The following is a 19,743-nucleotide window of genomic DNA, read 5'->3' on the forward strand; positions in this document are numbered from 1 at the left end:
GGCGCGCCTTGGAACGCAAGGCGCGCAAGCTGGGGATGCAGTTGGTGATGGTTGGATAAATTTCAGAGCAAAAACAATGCGTTATTTTTTGTTTGATAAGAGCTGCCGAAGGCTGCGATCTTTTGATGTTCATTCGCCTTCGTCAAAGAAGTTGTTGATCAGCGCCACCAATGCATCCAGCGCTTCCTGTTCCTGTTCGCCTTCGGTACTCAGGTGGATTTTGGTGCCCTTGCCAGCGGCCAGCATCATCATGGCCATGATGCTTTTGCCGTCGACCGCGGATTCTGGCGTGCGTCCTACCCTGATCGTGCAATCCTTGAACTGACCGGCGACTCCGACAAATTTGGCAGACGCGCGGGCATGCAGGCCCAGCTTGTTGATAATTTCGATTTCCAGAGCAGGCATCGCGATTTGAATCCTTTAGCTGAGGTCGCGGTGGCGAACCTGGACGTTCTTCAGGGATTGTTGCAGGACCTGACCCAGACGTTCGGTCAGGTAGACAGAGCGGTGATGCCCGCCGGTGCAACCAATGGCAATGGTGACATAGGCGCGGTTGCTGGCGGCAAAGCGGGGCAGCCACTTGAGCAGGTACGAGGAAATGTCCTGGAACATCTCTTCGACGTCCGGCTGTGCCGCCAGGTACTCGGCCACCGGTTGATCGAGCCCGGACTGCGCGCGCAGCTCCGGCTTCCAGTAAGGGTTGGGCAGGCAGCGCACGTCGAACACCAGATCGGCGTCCACCGGCATGCCACGCTTGAACCCGAAAGACTCGACCAGGAACGCAGTGCCGGGCTCCGGCTGATTCAGCAAGCGCAGCTTGATGGTATCGCGCAGCTGATACAGGTTCAGATTGGTGGTGTTGACCTTGAGGTCGGCCAGATCGGCGATAGGCCCCAGCAGATTGGTTTCGTCCTCTATCGCTTCCGCCAGCGAGCGATTGGCGCTGCTGAGCGGGTGACGACGGCGTGTTTCCGAGAAGCGTTTGAGCAGGGTTTCTTCGTCGGCGTCCAGATACAGCACATCGCACTGGATATGCCGGCTGCGGACCTCTTCCAACAGCTCGGGAAACCGTGACAGGTGGCTTGGCAAGTTACGCGCATCGATGGACACGGCCACCAGCGGTTGTGCCAGTTCGGTGTGAATCAGCGCACGCTCGGCCAGTTCCGGTAGCAGGCCGGCCGGCAGGTTGTCGATGCAGTAATAGCCGTTGTCCTCGAGAACATCGAGGGCGGTGCTTTTACCTGAGCCGGAGCGGCCGCTGACAATGATCAAGCGCATGATTAGTGACCGTTTTGCTCGTCCAGGACAACCTGATACAAGGCTTCGTTGCTCGGGGCGCTGCGCAGTTTTTCGCGCACTTCCTTGCGGTCAAGCATGCTGGCGATCTGGCGCAGCAATTCCAGGTGTGCATCGGTGGCGGCTTCCGGGACCAGCAGCACGAACAGCAGGTCAACCGGGGCACCGTCGATGGCGTCGAAATCGATGGGCGCATCCAGGTGCATCAAGGCACTGATGGGCGAGTTGCAGCCCTTCAGGCGACAGTGGGGTATGGCAATGCCGTTGCCAAAACCGGTCGAACCGAGTTTTTCACGGGCAATAAGAGCCTCGAAGACATCTTGCATCTCCAGATCCGGCACTTCCCGGGCGATCAGGTTGGCAATTTGCTCGAGGGCTTTCTTTTTACTGCCGCCCGGCACGTTCACCTGGGAACGGCCGGGGGTCAGGATGTTTTCAAGTCGGATCATGGATTGGGGGTGTTAACGACCGGTTGCGCCCTGGAGGAGGCTCTGGGTCTTTTCCTTATGCTTTTTGAGTTGGCGATCCAGCTTGTCGGTCAACAGGTCGATGGCGGCATACATGTCCGTATGCTCGGCATTGGCGACCACCTCTCCGCCGGGGATATGCAGCGTGGCTTCGATCTTTTGCAGCAGCTTTTCGACGTTCAGCGTGATTTGCACGTTGGTGATCTTGTCGAAATGCCTCTCTAATCGGTCGAGTTTTTCGCCGATGTAGGTGCGCAGAGGTTCGGTCACTTCCAGTTGGTGTCCACTGATGTTGACTTGCATACAGCTTCTCCTTCGTTGCCAGTGCATAAAGCGGCAGGCAGAAATACCTGCCACTGGAACGCTGTGGCGAGCCCGGCGGCTACATCAACCGCTTCCGTTCGCTGGAAGGCGCGATCCCCAGGGATTCGCGGTACTTGGCGACGGTGCGACGGGCTACCTGAATGCCTTGTGCCTCCAGTAAACCAGCGATCTTGCTGTCACTCAACGGCTTTTTCTGATTTTCCGCGGCAACCAGTTTTTTGATGATCGCGCGGATCGCTGTGGACGAGCATTCACCGCCTTCGGAGGTACTGACGTGGCTGGAGAAAAAGTATTTCAGTTCATAGATGCCCCGTGGGGTATGCATGAATTTTTGCGTGGTTACCCGTGAAATCGTCGATTCGTGCATGCCCACCGCTTCGGCGATGTCATGCAGCACCAACGGCTTCATGGCTTCATCGCCGTACTCCAGAAAGCCGCGTTGATGCTCGACGATCTGGGTGGCTACTTTCATCAGGGTTTCGTTGCGGCTTTGCAGGCTCTTGATGAACCAGCGAGCTTCCTGCAACTGATTACGCATGAAGGTGTTGTCGGCGCTGGTGTCGGCGCGGCGCACGAAACCGGCGTATTGGGCGTTGACCCGCAGGCGTGGTACCGATTCCTGGTTCAGCTCCACCAGCCAGCGCTCGTTGTCCTTGCGCACGATCACGTCAGGAACGACGTATTCGGCTTCGGTGGACTCGATTTGCGAGCCCGGGCGCGGGTTGAGGCTCTGGACCAGTTCGATCACCTGGCGCAGTTCATCTTCCTTAAGCTTCATGCGGCGCATCAGCTGGCTGTAGTCGCGGCTGCCGAGCAGGTCGATGTAATCGGTGACCAGGCGCTTGGCCTCGGCCAGCCAAGGGGTCTTGGCGGGCAGTTGGCGCAGTTGCAGCAGCAGGCATTCGCCGAGGTTGCGGGCGCCGATGCCGGCGGGTTCGAATTGCTGGATGCGGTGCAGGACGGCTTCGATTTCGTCCAGTTCGATATCCAGTTCCGGATCGAAGGCTTCGAGGATTTCCTCGAGGGTTTCGTCCAGGTAGCCCTGATTGTTGATGCAGTCGATCAGGGTTACGGCGATGAGGCGATCGGTGTCGGACATCGGTGCCAGGTTCAGTTGCCAGAGCAAATGGCTTTGCAGGCTTTCACCGGCCGATGTGCGGGTGGTGAAATCCCACTCGTCGTCATCGTTGCTCGGCAGGCTGCTGGCGCTGGTCTGGTAGACGTCTTCCCAGGCCGTGTCGACGGGCAGTTCGTTGGGAATGCGCTCGTTCCAGTCGCCTTCCTCGAGGTTATCCACCGTCGGGGCGGTTTCCTGATAGGAGGGTTCCTGAATGTCAGCGTTGGGTTGCTGTTCGGCTTTGTCGGCCAAGGGATCGGCGTTATCGAAGTCGTCGCCTTCTTCCTGGCGTTCGAGCATCGGATTGGACTCCAGGGCCTCCTGGATTTCCTGTTGCAGGTCCAGGGTCGACAATTGGAGCAGGCGGATGGCCTGTTGCAGCTGCGGTGTCATCGTCAGCTGCTGGCCCATTCTCAAGACTAGCGATGGTTTCATGGCAGGGGCTTAACACCTTATTCGCCGGCGCACATGCGCCATCCACTACAGGGCGCCGAAGCGCCAAACTTAAGCAAATTATATGCCCGAAACTGCAGCGTTTGCCTAGAGCGCTGTAACAATAAAAACCTATTGATTTTTTATCGAGACAAGCGCTCGGACAATCAGCCAGACACCTCAGTGCTTACAGGCGGAACTCGTGGCCCAGATACACTTCCTTGACCAGTTGGTTGGCCAGGATGGTGGCGGAGTCACCTTCAGCGATCAGCTGACCATCGTTGACGATGTAGGCGGTTTCGCAGATATCCAGGGTTTCACGGACGTTGTGGTCAGTGATCAGTACGCCAATGCCTTTGGCCTTGAGGTGGTGGATGATCTGCTTGATGTCGCCGACCGAAATCGGGTCCACGCCGGCGAAGGGTTCGTCGAGGAGGATGAATTTCGGGTTGGTGGCCAATGCCCGGGCGATTTCCACACGGCGGCGTTCACCACCGGACAGGCTCATGCCGAGGTTGTCGCGGATGTGGTGGATGTGGAATTCCTGCAGCAGGCTTTCCAGCTCTTTGCGGCGACCGGCCTTGTCGAGTTCCTTGCGGGTTTCGAGGATGGCCATGATGTTGTCGGCCACCGAAAGCTTGCGGAAGATCGACGCTTCTTGCGGAAGATAGCCGATACCGGCCTTCGCACGGCCGTGCATAGGCTGGTGGCTGACGTCCAGGTCGTCGATCAGTACGCGGCCCTGGTCGGCCTGTACCAGGCCGACGATCATGTAGAAGCAAGTCGTCTTGCCGGCGCCGTTGGGGCCAAGCAGGCCGACAATCTGACCGCTGTCGATGGACAGGCTGACGTCACGCACGACCTGGCGGTTCTTGTAGCTCTTGGCCAGATGCTGAGCTTTCAGAGTTGCCATTACTGGGCCTTCTGCTCGTCGGTTTTCTTCTTCGGCTGGATCACCATATCGATGCGCGGACGCTGCTCGGTGACCTTGTTGCCGGTGGCGCGGCCGGCGCTCGCAAGCTTCTTGACCGTGTCATAGACGATTTTCTCGCCCTGAGTGGTGTTGTTGTCCTTATCGATGACTTTCGCGCGATCGATCAGCACGACGCGGTTCTGCGAAGCGTGGTACTGGATAGTCACACCCCAACCCTGAACAGGCTTGGTGTCGCCCTGGGTCTGGAGTTGCTCGAAGTAGGCGAGGTTGCCCACCGAAGTCACCACGTCGATGTCGCCGGTCGGGGTGCGGGTGATGGTCACGGTGTTGCCGGTGACCTTCATCGAGCCCTGGGTGATGATCACGTCACCTTTATAGGTGGCAACGCCATTCTTGTCGTCCAGTTGGGCGTCGTCGGCCTGAATGCGGATAGGCTGCTCTTGATCGTTCGGCAGAGCCCAGGCGCTCACGCTTCCCAGTGCTGCGCCCAGACTGAGCAAAATAGGGAGAGTTTTAACGAGCCTCATACTGTCCTCTTACGTTCGATAGCAGGTGTATCCTGCTTTCTTTCAAGTACGCTTTCATTCCGTTGCCTGTCGATACACCGCCGGCGCCGTCGATTCTAACGGGTTGATCGGTCTGCGCATATTGCTGCTGCGGGAACACGGTCATACGGGTGCTGGTAATCAGGGTTTTGCGGTTTTTTTCGTCGAAGCGCGTGATACGTACCGAGTCAATCAGCTCGACCTGAGTGCCGTCCGGGTTGACTTCGCCGCGCTCGCTCTGGACGTGCCAGGGGAACTCGGTGCCGCGAAACATGTTCAGGTCAGGATTGGTCAGCAACGTCACTTCGGTCGCTTTCAGGTGTTCGACCTTGTCGGACGTCATTTCGTACTGCAATTTGCCGTCCGGCAAGTACTGCACGCTGTGGGCGTGGATCGCGTAATAGTCGATCGCCGCTTCATCGACAGGCGCCACCGGCTTGTCGAGGAAGCGTTCCGGGCTGATGTTCCAGTAGCCGACCGCGGCGAACAGCGCTGCGATGCAACCGAATATCAGAATGTTGCGAATCTTTTTGCTCAGCATGATGGGCTCACAGGTATGCGGCGTTGGCCGCATCGAGATGGCCTTGGGCGCGCAGGATCAATTCGCAGAATTCACGAGCGGCGCCTTCGCCACCACGGGCCTGGGTGATGCCATGGGCATGTTCGCGCACGAAGCTGGCAGCGTTGGCCACCGCCATGCCCAGGCCAACACGGCGAATCACCGGCAGGTCTGGCAGGTCGTCGCCGAGGTAGGCCACTTGTTCATAGCTTAGGTTGAGCTGGGCAAGAAGCCCGTCGAGCACCACCAGTTTGTCTTCCCGGCCCTGGAACAGATGTGGAATGCCGAGGTTCTTCGCACGCCGCTCGACCACCGGCGTCTTGCGGCCGCTGATGATAGCGGTCTGCACGCCGGCGGCCATCAACATCTTGATGCCCTGGCCGTCGAGGGTGTTGAAGGTCTTGAACTCGCTACCGTCTTCGAGGAAGTACAGGCGCCCGTCGGTCAGCACGCCGTCGACGTCGAATACCGCCAGTTTGATCTGTTTGCCGCGTTGCAGCAGGTCCGTGCTCATTACATTACTCCCGCACGCAGCAAGTCGTGCATGTTCAAGGCGCCGACCGGGCGGTCTTCGCTGTCGACCACTACCAGCGCGTTGATCTTGTGGTCTTCCATGATTTTCAACGCCTCGGCGGCGAGCATCTCGGCGCGGGCGGTCTTGCCGTGGGCAGTCATCACTTCGTCAATGGTCGTACTGTGGATATCAATGGTGCGGTCCAGAGTGCGGCGCAGATCGCCATCAGTGAAGATCCCGGCGAGCTTTCCATCGGTGTTCAGTACGACGGTCATGCCCAGCCCCTTGCGGGTCATTTCCATCAAGGCATCCTTGAGCAGCGTACCGCACACCACTTGCGGTAACTCGGCGCCGGCATGCATGACGTTTTCCACTTTCAGTAACAAGCGGCGGCCAAGGGCGCCACCCGGGTGGGAAAAAGCGAAATCTTCAGCGGTAAAACCGCGAGCTTCAAGCAAGGCAACGGCGAGGGCGTCACCCATGACCAGCGCAGCGGTGGTCGATGAGGTGGGTGCCAGATTCAACGGGCAGGCTTCGTGTTCGACGCTTACATTGAGGTTGACTTCCGCTGCCTTGGCCAGCGGCGACTCGGGGTTACCGGTCAGGCTGATCATTTGAATGCCCAGGCGCTTGATCAGCGGCAGCAAGGTGACGATTTCGTTGGTAGACCCGGAGTTCGACAGCGCCAGAATGATGTCGTCACGGGTAATCATGCCCATGTCGCCGTGGCTGGCCTCGGCCGGGTGCACGAAAAAGGCTGTGGTGCCGGTACTGGCCAGGGTGGCGGCAATCTTGTTGCCAATGTGCCCCGATTTGCCCATGCCGACCACGACCACACGGCCTTTGCTGGCCAGAATCATCTCGCAAGCGCGTACGAAATCTGCGTCGATATGGGGTAGCAAGCCTTGTACGGCTTCCAGTTCGAGGCGGATGGTACGTTGTGCTGATTGAATCAGGTCGCTGGATTGGTTCATGTCGGAAATCATATAGCCTGATGAAAAGGCGGCGATTATAGCGGTAATGATCGAAACCCTCACGCAAGTTCGTCGCGGTTTGTCATTCCTTGTTACCGAATCCCTCTAAATAGATGATTTCAGGCCGTCATGTTGCTGAACGTGCCCGGCTTGGGCCTTGGGCGCTTGGCCTTTGCAGTGATATAGTTCGCCGCCAGTTCGGCCTGCCCGGGGAGGTATGTGCTTTCGCCAGAAAGCCAGGCGTCCGAGTGAGAGGCTGCATCGCAAGGAGTTTAGATGAGTGCCGATAACGCCTACGCGGTCGAGCTGAAGGGACTGACCTTCAAGCGCGGTTCGCGCAGCATTTTCAATAACGTCGATATCCGCATCCCGCGCGGCAAGGTCACCGGCATCATGGGGCCTTCCGGGTGTGGCAAGACCACGCTGTTGCGGCTGATGGGCGCACAATTGCGTCCCACCAGCGGCGAAGTCTGGGTCAACGGCCAGAACCTGCCAACGTTGTCGCGCAGCGATTTGTTCGATGCGCGCAAGCACATGGGCGTGCTGTTTCAGAGCGGCGCACTGTTTACCGATCTCGATGTGTTCGAGAACGTCGCCTTTCCGTTGCGCGTTCATACCGCGCTGCCGGAAGAAATGATTCGCGACATTGTCCTGCTCAAATTGCAGGCCGTGGGCTTGCGTGGTGCCATCGACCTGATGCCCGACGAATTATCCGGCGGTATGAAGCGTCGCGTCGCGCTGGCCCGGGCGATTGCCCTCGATCCGCAAATTCTCATGTATGACGAGCCCTTTGTCGGTCAGGACCCGATCGCCATGGGCGTGCTGGTGCGCCTGATCCGCCTGCTCAACGATGCGCTGGGCATCACCAGCATCGTGGTCTCCCACGATCTGGCCGAGACCGCGAGCATCGCCGATTACCTCATTGTGGTGGGCGACGGACAAGTGTTGGGGCAGGGCACGCCCAAGGAATTGATGAGCTCCGACGAGCCACGTATTCGTCAATTCATGACAGGCGAACCCGACGGCCCGGTCGCATACCACTTTCCAGCGACGGATTACCGCGCAGATCTTCTGGGGACGCGCTGATGCGCAAGATTTCACTGATAGAAAGAGTACGTCGGTTCGGTTATGCCGGCATCGAAGTGCTGGCGGTGTTCGGGCGTTCGGCGCTGTTCCTGTTTCATGCCTTGCTCGGTCGTGGCGGCATCGGTGGCGGTTTTGGCCTGCTGGTCAAGCAACTGCATTCGGTGGGCGTGATGTCCCTGGTGATCATTGTGGTCTCCGGGGTGTTCATCGGCATGGTGCTGGCACTGCAGGGCTTCAACATTCTGTCCAGCTACGGTTCGGAGCAGGCGGTCGGGCAGATGGTTGCGCTGACGCTGCTGCGGGAGCTGGGGCCGGTGGTCACTGCGTTGTTGTTCGCCGGGCGTGCGGGTTCGGCGCTGACCGCCGAAATCGGCAACATGAAGTCCACCGAGCAGTTGTCCAGCCTGGAAATGATCGGGGTCGACCCGCTCAAGTACATCATTGCCCCGCGCCTGTGGGCCGGCTTCATTTCCCTGCCAGTGCTGGCAATGATTTTCAGCGTGGTGGGTATCTGGGGCGGTTCGTGGGTGGCCGTCGACTGGCTGGGGGTCTATGAAGGCTCTTACTGGTCGAACATGCAAAACAGCGTGACGTTTGTCGACGATGTGCTCAACGGTATTATCAAAAGCATCGTTTTTGCCTTCGTCGTGACCTGGATCGCCGTATTCCAAGGCTATGACTGCGAGCCCACTTCCGAGGGGATCAGTCGTGCCACTACCAAGACCGTGGTGTACGCCTCTTTGGCGGTACTCGGCCTGGACTTTATTCTGACCGCCTTGATGTTTGGAGATTTCTGATGCAAAACCGCACCCTGGAAATCGGTGTCGGCCTTTTCTTGCTGGCTGGCATCCTGGCTTTGCTGTTGCTTGCGTTGCGGGTCAGTGGTCTGTCCCCGAGCGCAACCACCGATACTTATAAACTTTATGCGTATTTCGACAATATCGCCGGTTTGACGGTCAGAGCTAAAGTGACCATGGCCGGTGTGACCATCGGCAAGGTCACGGCGATCGATCTGGACCGCGACAGCTTCACCGGTCGGGTGACCATGCAACTGGAAAAGCGCGTAGATAATCTGCCGACTGACTCCACTGCATCTATCCTGACCGCTGGTCTGTTGGGTGAGAAATACATCGGTATCAGCGTGGGCGGGGAAGCAACCCTGCTCAAGGATGGTGGAACCATCCACGACACGCAGTCGTCGCTGGTGCTCGAGGACCTGATCGGTAAATTTCTGCTCAATACCGTTAGCAAAGACGCCAAATGAGGAGCTTTTGAATGATCTCTATCTTGCGACGTGGCCTGTTGGTAATACTCGCGGCCTTGCCGTTGATGGCTAACGCCGTGGCGGCGCCTTCCGCGCACGATCTGGTACAGGACACCACCTCCCGGCTGCTGGCGGATCTTTCCGCCAACAAAGCAAAGTACAAGCAGGATCCGCAAGACTTTTATTCGGCGCTGAACACCATCGTTGGCCCTGTAGTCGATGCCGAGGGCATTTCCAAGAGCATCATGACGGTCAAGTATTCGCGCAAAGCCACTCCTGAGCAAATGCGCACGTTTGAAGAAAACTTCAAAAGAGGCCTGTTTCAGTTCTATGGCAATGCCCTGCTGGAATACGACAACCAGGGTATCGTCGTCGAGCCTGCCAAGGATGAGTCGGGAGACCGTACCAGCGTTGGCATGTCGGTCAAAGGCAGCAGCGGCGCGATCTATCCTGTGTCTTACACACTCGAAAAGATCAATGGCGAGTGGAAGCTGCGCAACGTGATCATCAATGGCATCAACATCGGCAAGCTGTTCCGCGATCAGTTCGCTGACGCGATGCAGCGCAATGGCAACGACCTGGACAAGACCATCAACGGTTGGGCCGGGGAAGTCGCCAAAGCCAAGGAAGCCACCGAAAAATCCACCGAGAAACAAGCCCAATGAGTGAGTCGGCCATTCGCATGAGCGAAGCCGGCGAGCTGTTGCTCAGCGGCGTGCTGGATTACCGCACGGGTCCGAACCTGCGCAAGCAGGGTCAGGCGCTGATCAAGTCCAGCAAAGCGGCTGCGCTGGTGGTCGATTGCTCCGCGGTGGAGAAGTCCAGCAGCGTCGGCTTGTCGCTGCTGCTGTGCTTCATGCGCGATGCTCAGGCGGCCGGCAAGGCCTTGAGCATTCGCGCGATGCCCGAAGACATGCGTGAAATCGCTCAGGTCAGCGAATTGACCGAGCTGTTGGCGCATCCCTGAACCACATCTATAAAGAAGCCCCCCGTCAGAGTCCTGCTTCGCGGGGTTCGCAGGCGCGGGGCTTTTTTGTATGATGTCCGACCCGCGCGCACAGGGCGCCGATTGAGGTTGAGCATGCAGGCCGTAGAAGTGAAGAGCTTCCTTGAAGGAAAGCTGCCCGGAACGCTGGTAGAAGTTGAGGGCGAAGGCTGCAATTTCCAGCTGAACGTGATTAGCGATGAACTGGCGGCGTTAAGCCCGGTCAAGCGTCAGCAGCAGATCTATGCCCATTTGAACCCATGGATCACCGATGGCAGCATCCATGCGGTCACTATGAAATTTTTCAGCAGCGCGGCCTGGGCCGAGCGCACCTGAGCCCAAGGGCGTCGAGATTCTTATGGATAAATTGATTATTACCGGTGGCGCTCGTCTTGATGGCGAGATCCGCATCTCCGGGGCAAAGAACTCTGCCCTGCCGATCCTGGCTGCCACCTTGCTGTGCGATGGCCCGGTGACCGTGGCCAACTTGCCGCACCTGCACGACATCACCACCATGATCGAGCTGTTCGGTCGCATGGGCATTGAGCCGGTGATCGACGAGAAACTCAGCGTCGAAATCGACCCGCGCACCATCAAGACCCTGATCGCGCCGTACGAACTGGTGAAAACCATGCGTGCCTCGATCCTGGTGCTGGGCCCGATGGTTGCCCGTTTCGGTGAAGCCGAAGTCGCACTGCCTGGCGGTTGCGCCATCGGTTCGCGTCCAGTCGACCTGCACATCCGTGGCCTTGAAGCCATGGGCGCGGTCATCGACGTCGAAGGCGGCTACATCAAGGCCAAGGCCCCTGAAGGCGGCCTGCGCGGTGCGCACTTCTTCTTCGACACCGTCAGCGTGACCGGTACCGAGAACATCATGATGGCCGCCGCTCTGGCCAAGGGCCGCAGCGTGCTGGCAAACGCTGCTCGCGAGCCTGAAGTCGTCGACCTGGCGAACTTCCTGAACGCCATGGGCGCGAAGGTTTCCGGTGCCGGCACCGACACCATCACCATCGATGGCGTCGAGCGTCTGCACACCACCACTTACAAAGTGATGCCTGACCGTATCGAAACCGGCACCTACCTGGTGGCGGCAGCGGTCACCGGCGGGCGTGTGAAGGTCAAGGACACCGATCCGACCATCCTCGAAGCTGTTCTGGAGAAACTCCGCGAGTCGGGTGCTGAAATCACCTGCGGTGAAGACTGGATCGAGCTGAACATGCACGGCAAGCGGCCGAAAGCCGTTAACGTGCGGACCGCTCCATACCCGGCGTTCCCGACCGACATGCAAGCACAGTTCATCTCTCTCAACGCCATTGCCGAAGGCACCGGTGCGGTGATCGAGACGATCTTCGAAAACCGCTTCATGCACGTTTACGAACTGCACCGTATGGGGGCTCACATCCAGGTCGAAGGTAACACCGCCATCGTTACCGGCATCGAAAAGCTCAAGGGCGCGCCAGTCATGGCCACCGACCTGCGTGCTTCGGCCAGCCTGGTGATTTCGGCGCTGATTGCCGAAGGTGATACCTTGATCGACCGCATCTACCACATCGACCGTGGTTACGAGTGCATCGAAGAGAAACTGCAGATGCTCGGCGCCAAGATCCGCCGCGTACCGGGCTAGTTTCTGCTGCATGGGCGCAAGGACGCTGCCCGTTGATTTGTTGAAGTCGAGCCGGTTTCCGGCTCGATGTGTGTCCGGCGCCGTTTGCGACCGGGCATGAGTACCTTGATAAGGACTGACGTTTCCCATGTTGACTATCGCACTGTCCAAGGGCCGCATCCTTGACGACACCCTGCCGCTTCTGGCTGAAGCGGGCATTGTGCCGACCGAGAATCCGGACAAGAGCCGCAAGCTGATCATCCCCACGACCCAGGCCGATGTGCGCTTGCTGATCGTGCGCGCCACCGATGTGCCGACTTATGTCGAGCATGGTGCCGCGGACCTCGGCGTCGCCGGTAAAGATGTGCTGATGGAATATGGTGGCCAGGGTCTGTACGAGCCTCTGGATCTGCGAATTGCCCTCTGCAAGCTGATGACCGCCGGCCGTGTCGGCGATGTCGAGCCCAAGGGCCGTCTGCGGGTGGCGACCAAATTCGTCAACGTCGCCAAGCGTTACTACGCCGAGCAGGGCCGTCAGGTCGACATCATCAAGCTCTACGGCTCGATGGAGCTGGCGCCGCTGATCGGTCTGGCGGACAAGATCATCGACGTGGTCGACACCGGTAACACCCTGCGTGCCAATGGCCTGGAACCCCAGGATTTCATTGCCGACATCAGCTCCCGGCTGATCGTCAACAAAGCTTCGATGAAAATGCAACACGCCCGTATCCAGGCGTTGATCGACACCCTGCGCAAGGCAGTGGAGTCTCGACACCGCGGCTGATTCACCTGCGCGACCTTGAGTCGCGCCCGTCTATCCGCCTCATAGCCAGAATTCTCAGGTGCCCAAGCGGAAACGACTGCTAAGTTAGGGCGCCTGAGTTTTTGCCAATCCTATGAGGCTCTCGCTATGACCGCACCGACTGCAATTCGCCGACTCAATGCTGCTGATCCGGATTTCGCACATCATCTGGATCATCTGCTGAGCTGGGAAAGTGTGTCTGACGACTCGGTCAATCAGCGGGTGCTGGACATCATCAAGGCTGTACGCGAGCGTGGCGACGCGGCGGTGGTCGAGTTCACCCAGAAGTTCGATGGCCTGCAAGTAGCATCCATGGCGGATTTGATCCTGCCTCGTGAACGCCTGGAACTGGCATTGACCCGCATCACCGCGCCTCAGCGTGAAGCGTTGGAGAAGGCAGCGGCCCGTGTGCGCAGCTACCACGAAAAACAGAAGCAGGATTCCTGGAGCTACACCGAAGCCGATGGCACGGTGCTGGGCCAGAAGGTCACACCGCTGGACCGCGCCGGTCTGTACGTACCGGGCGGCAAGGCGTCCTACCCGTCGTCGGTGCTGATGAACGCGATTCCAGCCAAGGTGGCGGGCGTGACCGAAGTGGTCATGGTCGTGCCAACCCCGCGCGGTGAAGTCAACGAACTGGTGCTGGCCGCGGCCTGCATCGCCGGCGTCGACCGGGTGTTCACCATCGGCGGCGCCCAAGCGGTTGCGGCGCTGGCTTATGGCACCGAAAGCGTGCCGAAAGTCGACAAAGTGGTCGGCCCGGGCAACATCTATGTCGCCACTGCCAAGCGCCATGTGTTCGGCCAGGTCGGTATCGACATGATCGCCGGTCCATCGGAGATTCTGGTGGTGTGCGACGGCCAGACCGACCCGGACTGGATTGCCATGGACCTGTTCTCCCAGGCCGAGCACGACGAAGATGCCCAGGCGATTCTGGTCAGCCCGGACGCCGAGTTCCTCGACAAGGTCGCGGCGAGCATCGCCAAACTGCTGCCAACCATGGAACGCGCCGAGATCATCGAAACTTCGATCAATGGCCGTGGCGCGCTGATCAAGGTTCGCGACATGGAACAAGCCATCGAAGTGGCCAACCGCATCGCGCCGGAGCACCTGGAGTTGTCGGTCGCCGACCCGCAGGCCTGGCTGCCGCAGATCCGCCACGCCGGGGCGATCTTCATGGGCCGTCACACCTCCGAAGCCCTGGGAGACTACTGTGCAGGCCCGAACCATGTGTTGCCGACGTCCGGCACCGCGCGCTTCTCTTCGCCGCTGGGTGTGTATGACTTCCAGAAGCGTTCGTCGATCATCTTCTGCTCCGAGCAGGGTGCCTCCGAACTGGGCAAGACTGCTTCCGTGCTGGCCCGTGGCGAGTCGTTGACCGCTCACGCGCGTAGCGCCGAATACCGCATCGTTGACGAAGACTTTCTTCAAGGGCTGGGGAACTGAACATGAGTAAATTCTGGAGCCCGTTCGTCAAGAATCTGGTGCCTTACGTGCCGGGCGAGCAGCCGAAACTGGCGAAACTGGTGAAACTCAACACCAACGAAAACCCGTACGGCCCATCGCCTAAAGCCTTGGCGGCGATGCAAACCGAGCTGAACGACAACCTGCGTCTGTACCCGGACCCGAACAGCGACGTGCTCAAACAAGCCGTTGCCAAATACTACGGCGTGCAAAGCAATCAGGTGTTCCTCGGCAACGGTTCCGATGAAGTCCTGGCGCACATCTTTCACGGTTTGCTGCAACACGATAAACCACTGCTGTTCCCGGACATCAGCTACAGCTTCTATCCGGTTTACTGCGGGCTGTACGGCATTGCGTTCGACGCGGTGCCGCTGGACGAGCAGTTCCAGATCAACCCGGCGGACTACGCCAAGCCGAATGGCGGGATCATTTTCCCTAACCCGAACGCACCGACCGGTTGCCTGCTGGCGCTGGACGCTGTCGAGCAAATCCTCAAGGCCAGCCCGGATTCAGTGGTCGTGGTGGATGAGGCTTACATCGATTTCGGTGGCGAAACGGCGATCACGCTGGTGGACCGTTATCCGAACCTGTTGGTGACTCAGACCCTGTCCAAGTCCCGTTCGCTGGCGGGCCTGCGGGTTGGCCTGGCGGTGGGGCACCCGGACCTGATCGAGGCGCTGGAGCGGATCAAGAACAGCTTCAACTCCTACCCGCTGGATCGCCTGGCGATTGTCGGGGCTGCGGCGGCGTTCGAAGATCGCGAGTATTTCGACAAGACCTGCCGGTTGGTCATCGAGAGTCGCGAGCAGGTGGTCGCGCAGTTGGAAGCGAAGGGGTTTGAGGTGTTGCCGTCGGCGGCGAACTTCATTTTCGCCCGTCACCCGAAGCACGATGCGGCAGGGCTGGCGGCGAAGTTGCGTGAACAGGGCGTGATCGTTCGGCACTTCAAGCAGGAGCGGATTGCCCAGTTCCTGCGGATCTCCATTGGCGCACCGGAGCAGAACCAGGCACTGATCGACGGCCTCGGCGACCTGTAAGGCTTCCCCGATCCTGTTGGAGCGAGCCTGCTCGCGATGAGGCCATAACATTCAGCATTGATGTTGAATGCAAAACCGCTATCGCGAGCAGGCTCGCTCCCACAAGGTTTTGTGGGTTACTCGTGATGCGGTTCGCCCAGGAACGTCAACGAGCTGAAGAGCCCGCGCGTCGCCACATCCGGATTGTCCTTGAGCTGCACTTCTATCTGCGCCGCAATCACATTCAACCCCTCATTACGCACCAATACTTGCGCCCGACCCTCTGCGTCGGTTTCTGTGCTCAAGGTATTGGGCGCGCTGCGATAATCACCCACCAACTTCACACCCGCCGCCGGCTTACCGTCCAATAGCACTCGAACCGGCAACGACTTACCCGGCCCAACGGTCAGCGGATCGACCTCCGGCAGAATCAGCAATTTCATCTGATCGAGCTTCGGCAGCTTCGCCCCCGGCTGGTAAATCGCCAGGCTGTATTTGAAGGTATGGGTCGACTCAATGGCCCCCGGCACCTTGCTGCGCCCTTCGTTGATCCACTTTTTGTCGGCGGTCTGCGACCACATGCCGTTGTTCAGCGCCACAGCCATCACTGCCGGTGGTTTCAACGGTTGCAGGCGGGCGTGGTCGGCCAGGCGCTGCACGCTCACCGGGATCATTTTGCCGTTGACGTCATAGGCCCAGGCACCGCTGATTTTCTGCGCGTTGAAGGCGTCGTCCTCGGCGCCATCACCATAGATGGCTTCGATATTGCCGCGACGTTGTTCTGTCCACAGGCCATGGGCCGCGACGTGAGTCGCAAACATCGTGCCGAGCAGCCCCAGCAGAACCAGTGATTTAGCTTGTTGCATGGTGATTTTTCCTTTTACAGGTTGAGTGTCAGGCTGACGGTGAAATTGCGCGGCTCGCCGGGGTTGACCCAGTAGTTGCTGTAGGAGCGCTCGAAGTATTTCTCGTCGAAAAGGTTGTTCAGGTTCAGGCCCACGGTGACGTTTTCGCTGGCCTTGTAATGGGCCAGCAGATCGACGGTGTGGTAGGCCGGCAATTCGAATTCGCTGCCGGCTTCCCCCGAGCGATCGCCGACATAGGTGAACGCGGCGCCGAGGTCCGAGCCGCGCAAATGACCATCCTGAAATTCATAAACCCCCAGCAAGCTGCCGCTGCGCTTAGCCACGCCGAGAATCCGGCTGCCGGTGGGAATGACTTTGTCACCTCGGGTGACTTCGGCGTCGATGTAAGCGAAGGCACCGATCACTCGCACGGCGTCGGTCACTTGCCCGGTGACTTGCAGGTCGACGCCCTGGCTGCGGGCCTTGCCCATGGCACGGCTGGAGTCGGTGCCCGGGTCGAGGGCCAGGACGTTTTCCTTGTCGATATGGAAGACGGCGAGGGTGCTGCTCAAGCGATCGTCGAACAGCTCGCTCTTGATCCCGACTTCATAGCCGACGCCTTCTTCCGGATCGAAGGATTTGCCGGCGGCATCCAGGCCATTGTTCGGTTTGAACGAGGTGGAAGCGTTGGCGAACAACCCCACTTCGGGCGTCAGTTGGTAGAGCAGGCCAGCCCGTTGAGTCAGCGCATCGTGGCGCTGGCGGCTGGTCGCATTGCGGCTGTGATCGTCGATGCTTTGTTCGAAATGTTCAAAGCGCACACCGAGCATGCCGCGCAGTTTGTCGGTGAAAACGATCTGGTCTTGAAGATTCAGCGCCTGACTTTCGACGTGCTCGAAGAAGTCGCTCCCCGAGCGCACGCCATTGGGTTTTGGCTGGCCGTAGATCGGCTGATAGATGTCGATGGCGTAGGGGCCGCCGGCAATGGTCGTGACCCGTTCGTTCTTGCGGAAATTCTCGTACTCGCTGCCGATCAGCAGTTCGTGTTGCCAGCTGCCGATGTCGAACAGGCCGCGCAGTTCGAGTTGCGTAATGCTGTCATGCCAGTTGGTATCGCGCTCGCGGTAGCGGCGGTTGAGGGTATGGCCGTCGGCGTTCAATGGACGATTTTCGGAAGCGAAGCCCCAGAGCTTGCCTTCCTTGTAATGGCTGGCCAGGCGCAGCTTCCAGCTGTCGTTGAGCTGATGTTCGAGCGCGGCTTGCAGCAGGTTGTTGTGGTTGTCGATGTTGCCGTCGTTGGGTTCGCCGAGGAAGGTCGAGCGGGAGACGCCGCTCCACTTATTGTCTGGCGCGACGATGCCACGATCGAATGTCGAGCTGTGGCGGACGAACTCGCTCTCGACCAACAGGCTGGTGTCCGGGTTCAGCTGCCAGCTGAACGAAGGTGCAACGAACACGCGCTGGCTGTCGACGTGATCGCGAAAGCTGTGGTTGTCCTCGACAGCCAGGTTCACCCGGGACAGAACGTTGCCGGCATCATCCAGCGGTGTGTTGACGTCCACGGCGGTGCGATAACGATCCCAACTGCCAGCACTGGTTTGCAGCGTGGTGAATGCCTCGGGCTGGGGTTTCTTGGTGACGATGTTCACCGTACCGCCCGGATCGCCGCGCCCATAGAGGCTGGCGGCCGGGCCTTTGAGCACTTCGATGCGTTCGATGTTGGCCACGTCCGGCGTACTTGGATAGCCGCGGTTGGCGCTGAAGCCGTCCTTGTAGAACTCCGAGGTGGTGAAGCCGCGTACGCTGTATTCGTAGAGCGTCAGGCCGCCGAAGTTGTTCTGCTTCGACACACCGCCGGCAAAATCCAGCGCGCGCTCGACATGGGTGCTGCCCAGGTCCTTGAGCACGCTGACGGGAATCACGCTGATCGATTGCGGGATGTCGCGAAGGGCGGTGTCGGTTTTGGTCGCGCTGGAAGAGCGTGTTGCACGATAGCCCTTGACCGGGCCGGTGGAGGACTCGTAATTGGAGGTGACGCTGATGGCGTCCAGTTCAACGGTTTGGGGTTCTTCGGCGAAGACCGGATCCCCCAGCAGACCGAGGGCCAATCCGGCCAGGGAAGCCATTGTTCGAGACGACATGTTATGTTGTTCCCAATAGTGATATTGAAACAATATAACATGCTTAATGAGAATGTATGCTGTTAACAGTTCGGGCGTTATAGGGCTGCTGAAGGCGTAAAAAGATCGCAGCCTTCGGCAGCGCCTACGGGCTTACTCTTCTTCTTTTTCCTTGACTGGCGCGGGAGGCGGGCGCAGACCGATTTCTGCCGTCAGCTTGAGCTCTTTGCCGTTGCGCATGACTTGAATCGTGACCTTGTCGGTCGGCTTGATTCGCGCCACCTGGTTCATTGACTTGCGACCATCGCCAGCCGGTTCGCCATCAATGCTGAGGATCACGTCGCCCAGTTGCAGGCCAGCCTTCTGCGCCGGGCCATCACGAAAAATCCCCGCGACCACAATCCCCGGGCGTCCCGACAGGCCAAACGACTCCGCCAGCTCCTGACTCAACGGTTGCACTTCGATGCCGAGCCAGCCACGAATCACCTGGCCGTGTTCGATGATCGACTTCATCACTTCCATCGCCAGTTTGACCGGGATCGCGAAGCCGATGCCCTGAGAACCGCCGGACTTGGAGAAGATCGCCGTGTTGATCCCGGTCAGGTTGCCATTGGCATCCACCAGCGCCCCGCCGGAGTTGCCGGGGTTGATCGCGGCGTCAGTCTGGATGAAGTCTTCGTAGTTGTTCAGGCCCAACTGATTGCGCCCCGTGGCACTGATGATGCCCATGGTCACGGTCTGGCCGACGCCGAACGGATTGCCGATGGCCAGGGCCACATCGCCGATGCGCAGGTTGTCGGAGCGGCCGACGGTGATCGACGGCAGGTTTTTCAGGTCGATCTTCAACACCGCGAGGTCGGTTTCCGGGTCGCTGCCGATGACCCTGGCCAGGGTTTCACGGCCATCCTTGAGTGCCACCACGATCTGGTCGGCACCGCTGGTCACGTGGTTGTTGGTCAGCAGGTAACCTTCCGGGCTCATGATCACGCCCGAACCGAGGCTCGACTCCATGCGCTTCTGCTTGGGCGAGTTGTCGCCGAAGAAGCGGCGGAACTGCGGATCTTCGAACAGCGGATGGCTGGGTTTGTTGACCACTTTGGTGGTGTACAGGTTGACCACCGACGGCGCGGCCGTGGTCACTGCGTCGGCGTAGGACACCGGGCCCTGTTGCAGGCCGATGGTTTGCGGGGCTTGTTGCAGATTGACGTCGAGGCTTGGCAGCCCGACCCACTGCGGGTAACGCTGAATAATCAGTAGAGCGACAAGCACGCCGGCCAACAGCGGCCAGCCGGAAAAACGCAGCGCCTTGAGCATTAAGCACGTCCTGAGAGGTTGCAGGCGGTATGAGACCGCCCATAATGTGGCGCATTATACGAGGCCGCGCGTGCCTCTGAAC

Annotated in this window: 23 protein-coding genes; 10 read left to right on the forward strand and 13 right to left on the reverse strand. The window is 59.3% G+C overall.

Annotated features, from left to right (window positions below):
• Positions 1 to 129: 129 nt before the first annotated feature.
• The 10 genes from AACY49_RS10835 to AACY49_RS10880 all read right to left on the reverse strand — a co-directional run bounded on the left by AACY49_RS10835 (position 130) and on the right by AACY49_RS10880 (position 7,162).
• Positions 130 to 405 carry an HPr family phosphocarrier protein gene (locus AACY49_RS10835; protein ID WP_258697545.1) on the reverse strand — a complete coding sequence of 92 codons (276 nt, stop codon included), beginning with the start codon at positions 403 to 405 and terminating at the stop codon, positions 130 to 132.
• Positions 406 to 420: 15 nt separating this feature from the next.
• Complete coding sequence (gene rapZ / locus AACY49_RS10840) at positions 421 to 1,278, reverse strand: RNase adapter RapZ (protein WP_258697544.1); 858 nt, start codon at positions 1,276 to 1,278, stop codon at positions 421 to 423.
• A gap of 2 nt (positions 1,279 to 1,280) precedes the next feature.
• A complete protein-coding gene (ptsN, locus tag AACY49_RS10845; protein WP_258697543.1) occupies positions 1,281 to 1,745 on the reverse strand; it encodes a PTS IIA-like nitrogen regulatory protein PtsN in 465 nt (154 codons plus the stop codon).
• A gap of 12 nt (positions 1,746 to 1,757) precedes the next feature.
• Entirely contained in the window at positions 1,758 to 2,066 is a 309-nt protein-coding gene (gene hpf, locus AACY49_RS10850; protein ID WP_258697542.1) for a ribosome hibernation-promoting factor, HPF/YfiA family, read from the reverse strand.
• A gap of 79 nt (positions 2,067 to 2,145) precedes the next feature.
• Positions 2,146 to 3,639: an RNA polymerase factor sigma-54 gene (locus AACY49_RS10855; protein ID WP_253418740.1), complete on the reverse strand. Its 1,494-nt coding sequence runs from the start codon at positions 3,637 to 3,639 to the stop codon at positions 2,146 to 2,148.
• Between the two features lie 184 nt (positions 3,640 to 3,823).
• Positions 3,824 to 4,549: an LPS export ABC transporter ATP-binding protein gene (lptB, locus tag AACY49_RS10860; protein ID WP_258697540.1), complete on the reverse strand. Its 726-nt coding sequence runs from the start codon at positions 4,547 to 4,549 to the stop codon at positions 3,824 to 3,826.
• The gene (lptA, locus tag AACY49_RS10865; RefSeq protein WP_258697539.1) at positions 4,549 to 5,097 is read right to left on the reverse strand and encodes a lipopolysaccharide transport periplasmic protein LptA; all 549 of its coding nucleotides are present in this window, start codon (positions 5,095 to 5,097) and stop codon (positions 4,549 to 4,551) included. Before lptA ends, lptB begins: the two co-directional genes overlap by 1 nt.
• On the reverse strand, positions 5,084 to 5,656 hold the full coding sequence (gene lptC / locus AACY49_RS10870; protein WP_258697538.1) for an LPS export ABC transporter periplasmic protein LptC: 573 nt from the start codon (positions 5,654 to 5,656) through the stop codon (positions 5,084 to 5,086). The genes lptA and lptC overlap by 14 nt, the downstream gene beginning before the upstream one ends.
• A 7-nt stretch (positions 5,657 to 5,663) precedes the next feature.
• Entirely contained in the window at positions 5,664 to 6,188 is a 525-nt protein-coding gene (locus tag AACY49_RS10875) for a KdsC family phosphatase (protein ID WP_258697537.1), read from the reverse strand.
• The gene (locus AACY49_RS10880) at positions 6,188 to 7,162 is read right to left on the reverse strand and encodes a KpsF/GutQ family sugar-phosphate isomerase (RefSeq protein WP_258697536.1); all 975 of its coding nucleotides are present in this window, start codon (positions 7,160 to 7,162) and stop codon (positions 6,188 to 6,190) included. Before AACY49_RS10880 ends, AACY49_RS10875 begins: the two co-directional genes overlap by 1 nt.
• 276 nt (positions 7,163 to 7,438) lie before the next feature.
• Between AACY49_RS10880 and AACY49_RS10885 the strand changes: the two genes are divergently transcribed.
• The 10 genes from AACY49_RS10885 to hisC all read left to right on the forward strand — a co-directional run bounded on the left by AACY49_RS10885 (position 7,439) and on the right by hisC (position 15,403).
• Positions 7,439 to 8,248 carry an ATP-binding cassette domain-containing protein gene (locus AACY49_RS10885; protein ID WP_320392225.1) on the forward strand — a complete coding sequence of 270 codons (810 nt, stop codon included), beginning with the start codon at positions 7,439 to 7,441 and terminating at the stop codon, positions 8,246 to 8,248.
• The gene (mlaE, locus tag AACY49_RS10890; protein ID WP_258697534.1) at positions 8,248 to 9,045 is read left to right on the forward strand and encodes a lipid asymmetry maintenance ABC transporter permease subunit MlaE; all 798 of its coding nucleotides are present in this window, start codon (positions 8,248 to 8,250) and stop codon (positions 9,043 to 9,045) included. The genes AACY49_RS10885 and mlaE overlap by 1 nt, the downstream gene beginning before the upstream one ends.
• Positions 9,045 to 9,512 carry an outer membrane lipid asymmetry maintenance protein MlaD gene (gene mlaD / locus AACY49_RS10895; RefSeq protein WP_258697533.1) on the forward strand — a complete coding sequence of 156 codons (468 nt, stop codon included), beginning with the start codon at positions 9,045 to 9,047 and terminating at the stop codon, positions 9,510 to 9,512. Before mlaE ends, mlaD begins: the two co-directional genes overlap by 1 nt.
• Positions 9,513 to 9,523: 11 nt before the next feature.
• Complete coding sequence (locus tag AACY49_RS10900) at positions 9,524 to 10,177, forward strand: MlaC/ttg2D family ABC transporter substrate-binding protein (RefSeq protein WP_258697532.1); 654 nt, start codon at positions 9,524 to 9,526, stop codon at positions 10,175 to 10,177.
• A complete protein-coding gene (locus AACY49_RS10905) occupies positions 10,174 to 10,479 on the forward strand; it encodes an STAS domain-containing protein (RefSeq protein WP_339523652.1) in 306 nt (101 codons plus the stop codon). The genes AACY49_RS10900 and AACY49_RS10905 overlap by 4 nt, the downstream gene beginning before the upstream one ends.
• Positions 10,480 to 10,593: 114 nt before the next feature.
• Positions 10,594 to 10,833 (forward strand): BolA family protein, encoded by a 240-nt coding sequence (locus AACY49_RS10910; RefSeq protein ID WP_007912386.1) that lies wholly within the window; start codon positions 10,594 to 10,596, stop codon positions 10,831 to 10,833.
• A gap of 22 nt (positions 10,834 to 10,855) precedes the next feature.
• Positions 10,856 to 12,121, forward strand: a complete 1,266-nt coding sequence (gene murA / locus AACY49_RS10915) for a UDP-N-acetylglucosamine 1-carboxyvinyltransferase (RefSeq protein WP_008070575.1) — start codon at positions 10,856 to 10,858, stop codon at positions 12,119 to 12,121.
• A 127-nt stretch (positions 12,122 to 12,248) separates the two neighbouring features.
• Complete coding sequence (gene hisG / locus AACY49_RS10920) at positions 12,249 to 12,884, forward strand: ATP phosphoribosyltransferase (RefSeq protein WP_007901570.1); 636 nt, start codon at positions 12,249 to 12,251, stop codon at positions 12,882 to 12,884.
• A gap of 126 nt (positions 12,885 to 13,010) precedes the next feature.
• Entirely contained in the window at positions 13,011 to 14,348 is a 1,338-nt protein-coding gene (gene hisD / locus AACY49_RS10925; RefSeq protein ID WP_339523655.1) for a histidinol dehydrogenase, read from the forward strand.
• Between the two features lie 2 nt (positions 14,349 to 14,350).
• A complete protein-coding gene (hisC, locus tag AACY49_RS10930) occupies positions 14,351 to 15,403 on the forward strand; it encodes a histidinol-phosphate transaminase (RefSeq protein WP_258697529.1) in 1,053 nt (350 codons plus the stop codon).
• A 116-nt stretch (positions 15,404 to 15,519) separates the two neighbouring features.
• On the opposite strand, the gene AACY49_RS10935 is transcribed toward hisC, so the two are convergent.
• From AACY49_RS10935 to algW, 3 genes are all read right to left on the reverse strand, one after another.
• The gene (locus AACY49_RS10935; RefSeq protein WP_258697528.1) at positions 15,520 to 16,248 is read right to left on the reverse strand and encodes a DUF4198 domain-containing protein; all 729 of its coding nucleotides are present in this window, start codon (positions 16,246 to 16,248) and stop codon (positions 15,520 to 15,522) included.
• A 14-nt stretch (positions 16,249 to 16,262) separates the two neighbouring features.
• Positions 16,263 to 18,368 (reverse strand): TonB-dependent siderophore receptor, encoded by a 2,106-nt coding sequence (locus AACY49_RS10940; RefSeq protein ID WP_339523658.1) that lies wholly within the window; start codon positions 18,366 to 18,368, stop codon positions 16,263 to 16,265.
• 132 nt (positions 18,369 to 18,500) lie between these two features.
• Positions 18,501 to 19,661, reverse strand: coding sequence for a Do family serine endopeptidase AlgW (gene algW / locus AACY49_RS10945; protein WP_258697526.1), 1,161 nt, complete (start codon positions 19,659 to 19,661; stop codon positions 18,501 to 18,503).
• Positions 19,662 to 19,743: the final 82 nt, after the last annotated feature.

It is taken from the genome of Pseudomonas sp. EL_65y_Pfl2_R96 (genome assembly GCF_963970905.1).
GTDB lineage: Bacteria > Pseudomonadota > Gammaproteobacteria > Pseudomonadales > Pseudomonadaceae > Aquipseudomonas.

Coding starts and splice junctions, on each gene's coding strand:
- hpf (WP_258697542.1), bottom strand. CDS start 2,066: ATGCAAGTCAACATCAGTGGACACCAACTGGAAGTGACCGAACCTCTG.
- mlaD (WP_258697533.1), top strand. CDS start 9,045: ATGCAAAACCGCACCCTGGAAATCGGTGTCGGCCTTTTCTTGCTGGCT.
- AACY49_RS10905 (WP_339523652.1), top strand. CDS start 10,174: ATGAGTGAGTCGGCCATTCGCATGAGCGAAGCCGGCGAGCTGTTGCTC.
- AACY49_RS10875 (WP_258697537.1), bottom strand. CDS start 6,188: ATGAGCACGGACCTGCTGCAACGCGGCAAACAGATCAAACTGGCGGTA.
- AACY49_RS10880 (WP_258697536.1), bottom strand. CDS start 7,162: ATGAACCAATCCAGCGACCTGATTCAATCAGCACAACGTACCATCCGC.
- AACY49_RS10910 (WP_007912386.1), top strand. CDS start 10,594: ATGCAGGCCGTAGAAGTGAAGAGCTTCCTTGAAGGAAAGCTGCCCGGA.
- lptB (WP_258697540.1), bottom strand. CDS start 4,549: ATGGCAACTCTGAAAGCTCAGCATCTGGCCAAGAGCTACAAGAACCGC.
- hisC (WP_258697529.1), top strand. CDS start 14,351: ATGAGTAAATTCTGGAGCCCGTTCGTCAAGAATCTGGTGCCTTACGTG.
- AACY49_RS10835 (WP_258697545.1), bottom strand. CDS start 405: ATGCCTGCTCTGGAAATCGAAATTATCAACAAGCTGGGCCTGCATGCC.
- AACY49_RS10900 (WP_258697532.1), top strand. CDS start 9,524: ATGATCTCTATCTTGCGACGTGGCCTGTTGGTAATACTCGCGGCCTTG.
- murA (WP_008070575.1), top strand. CDS start 10,856: ATGGATAAATTGATTATTACCGGTGGCGCTCGTCTTGATGGCGAGATC.
- algW (WP_258697526.1), bottom strand. CDS start 19,661: ATGCTCAAGGCGCTGCGTTTTTCCGGCTGGCCGCTGTTGGCCGGCGTG.
- rapZ (WP_258697544.1), bottom strand. CDS start 1,278: ATGCGCTTGATCATTGTCAGCGGCCGCTCCGGCTCAGGTAAAAGCACC.
- AACY49_RS10855 (WP_253418740.1), bottom strand. CDS start 3,639: ATGAAACCATCGCTAGTCTTGAGAATGGGCCAGCAGCTGACGATGACA.
- hisD (WP_339523655.1), top strand. CDS start 13,011: ATGACCGCACCGACTGCAATTCGCCGACTCAATGCTGCTGATCCGGAT.
- ptsN (WP_258697543.1), bottom strand. CDS start 1,745: ATGATCCGACTTGAAAACATCCTGACCCCCGGCCGTTCCCAGGTGAAC.
- hisG (WP_007901570.1), top strand. CDS start 12,249: ATGTTGACTATCGCACTGTCCAAGGGCCGCATCCTTGACGACACCCTG.
- AACY49_RS10935 (WP_258697528.1), bottom strand. CDS start 16,248: ATGCAACAAGCTAAATCACTGGTTCTGCTGGGGCTGCTCGGCACGATG.
- AACY49_RS10940 (WP_339523658.1), bottom strand. CDS start 18,368: ATGTCGTCTCGAACAATGGCTTCCCTGGCCGGATTGGCCCTCGGTCTG.
- AACY49_RS10885 (WP_320392225.1), top strand. CDS start 7,439: ATGAGTGCCGATAACGCCTACGCGGTCGAGCTGAAGGGACTGACCTTC.
- lptC (WP_258697538.1), bottom strand. CDS start 5,656: ATGCTGAGCAAAAAGATTCGCAACATTCTGATATTCGGTTGCATCGCA.
- mlaE (WP_258697534.1), top strand. CDS start 8,248: ATGCGCAAGATTTCACTGATAGAAAGAGTACGTCGGTTCGGTTATGCC.
- lptA (WP_258697539.1), bottom strand. CDS start 5,097: ATGAGGCTCGTTAAAACTCTCCCTATTTTGCTCAGTCTGGGCGCAGCA.